The sequence below is a fragment of the Streptomyces sp. NPDC004721 genome, from assembly GCF_053601495.1.
Window position 1 is genome coordinate 1 of the sequence record NZ_JBSGBZ010000144.1, and the last position, 2,388, is coordinate 2,388.

At 64.1% G+C, this 2,388-nt stretch carries 2 protein-coding genes; one reads left to right on the forward strand and one right to left on the reverse strand.

Annotated features, from left to right (window positions below):
• The first annotated feature begins 398 nt into the window (after positions 1-398).
• The gene (locus ACWEK3_RS42280) at positions 399-1,208 is read left to right on the forward strand and encodes a DUF1963 domain-containing protein (protein ID WP_450547780.1); all 810 of its coding nucleotides are present in this window, start codon (positions 399-401) and stop codon (positions 1,206-1,208) included.
• Between the two features lie 245 nt (positions 1,209-1,453).
• Here the strand turns inward: ACWEK3_RS42280 and ACWEK3_RS42285 are convergent, their stop codons facing one another.
• Complete coding sequence (locus ACWEK3_RS42285; RefSeq protein WP_390873015.1) at positions 1,454-1,981, reverse strand: hypothetical protein; 528 nt, start codon at positions 1,979-1,981, stop codon at positions 1,454-1,456.
• Between the last annotated feature and the right edge of the window lie 407 nt (positions 1,982-2,388).

The following is a 2,388-nucleotide window of genomic DNA, read 5'->3' on the forward strand; positions in this document are numbered from 1 at the left end:
ACTGGGACCTTAGACAAGCCTCATCGTTGCAGCTCAGAAGGCACTTTCGCTTTTCCGATCATGATCCGGACGCGACCCCGGATGAAACGCGCAGGTTAGGGTGCTCGCCGCAGCAATCAGTAGCCGGTCTACTGATCAACCCTTTCGCTGACCAGCGGAACAGAAGAAGCCCACGGCTCTGACCAGCTCAGACGCCGTGGGCTTCTGTCGTTGTCGGTCGACGTCGGCCAACCTCGCACGGCCCACAGACGGCCCAGAGCGCCGCGGTTATGTTGCGAGTCTCGGGCGGCAGGATCTAGGGGGTGTGATGAGGCGGCCGTTGTCGTATGGGGTTGTCGGTGGCACGTACTAACGTGCCCGCAGCGTCCCATCGATCTTTGTACGCTAGAGGAGCCTCGATGCCCGGAGACACACCCGAGCTGCCCGCGAAGGATCTGCGCACCCTGATACCGGAGTACGCGGGCCTTGCCCGGGAAACCACCCTCCTCAATCCGGAACCCGGCGACCCTGGCGTGCGGGAGAGCTCGCTGGGGGGCAAGCTGCTGTGGCCTGCGGACGAGCCGTGGCCGTACTGCGCGCAGGAGGACCACTGGACGTACGGGTCCGACTTGCACAACCACACCGAGATAGTCCCGGGCGCGGTGCCGATGGTGCCGATCCTCCAGCTGTTCGCCCGGGATGTGCCGGGGTTGGAGTTCCCTGAGGGGAAGGATCTGCTGCAGCTGGTGTGGTGCGCGCTGATGCATGAGCAGGATCCCAGGCTGCTGGTGATGCCGCAGCTGTACTGGCGCAACGAGGCGGAGGTCGTGGCCGGCGGGCTGCTGTCCGAGATCCCCGAGGTGAGCGAGGGGGAGTACGACGAGACCAACATGCCGGAACCGTCCACGTTGTCCCCGATTACCGCGGAGGACTTTCCGAGGTGGCTTGATCTACCCAAGGACATGTGGGAGACCTGGGAACCTCGTCTCCGGTTGCCGACGGGCGGCTCCATGTGGCCACCCGACTCCAACATCATCGGGACGAAGGTCGGCGGCTGGCCCGCCTGGACGCAGCCTGCCGATTGGCCGAACTGCGAGAGCGGACACCGCATGGAGCACCTTCTGACCATTACCGGCGACATACAGTTGGGCGACTGTGGCGGCGTCTACTTCTTCCATTGCCGCCAGTGCCCTGGCCTCCCGTGGGACTGGCGCTTCGACTGCCACTGACAGCTGAGGTCGGAACGGCTTTGGGCTGAAGTTTCAATGACCGAGTCAAGGGCGCACGACTCGGTCAGTTCTTCTGGACGTGGTGCAGCGAGCCTCTCACTTCGAGGCCTCTCCTGCGACGTCTTTCTGATCTGGGCCGACACGGTTGACGGCTGTCATCGTCTGTCGACGTCGGTCTGCCTCGGACGGCCCCGAGACGGCCCCAGTCGGTCGTGCGCTCAGGTACTGCCGCTGGGCGATCTACGTCAGTCAGCATCGATGACCGGCATTGGGCTCGGGAAATCTGGCGGCAGACCGTCCGGAGGAACCGTCCCGCGCGCCATGCCCGCAAGATAGGAGGTGAGGCTCCCCTCGTACTCGCACCAGTCATCGTTATGACCCTCGACCAGCACGGTCCACGACTCGGCGTCCGTGCTTGACGTGCGCCAATAGAAGACGTCACCTTCTGAGGAATCACCCCACGGGAAGAGCCCCCCAGGCTCGGGGAACGGGACGTGACCGTGCGACATACCGGCGTCACGCAGCTCCGCCAAGTTGCGTAGGAGCCCGTGCACCCCGGCGATGAAGTACTGCTCTTCTCCGGCCGACGGAATGTGCAGGCCCAGGAAGTCGTCGACCGTGAACGGCGGGTAGGCCTCCGCGAGGGCAACGAAGTCCGAGGGTAGGACGGCACCTGTCTCGCGCCGGATGAACTCCCAGTCGATGAGTCGGCGCTCGGCTGACCGGATATCCAGCAAGGCTGGGACAGCTTCTTCCAGTTCGCGCAGACTCACCAGGTCACCTTCCGGGGAGGTTGTTGAGGATCACGCGGCTCTAGCGCAACGCGCTTGGCCAACGGCTGGGACGCCACGCTTCACAGCAGTTAAACCGTGCTTCGGTCCCTCAGCCAAGTCATGGTGCCGCACCCTACAGAGCGGTCGGCGTAGCGACTTTGGCCGGGAGTTTCAATGACCGGGTCAAGGTCATGGGCCGCCCTCCACCAGTGAGGGCGGCACCTCGTCTCGGAGGTCGTTTGTGCCTCAGCTGACGAAAGTCAGCCACGATGGCGGGCGCGCCGACCGATCAGGCGCGCGTGTGTCTCGCTGAGAAGCCGTATCTCAACCGAACATGATCGCTTGATTTCCGCTGGTCAGGCATGGTCTAGCTCGGAATGAGGGAGGCATGCGACGTCTTGTTTCGG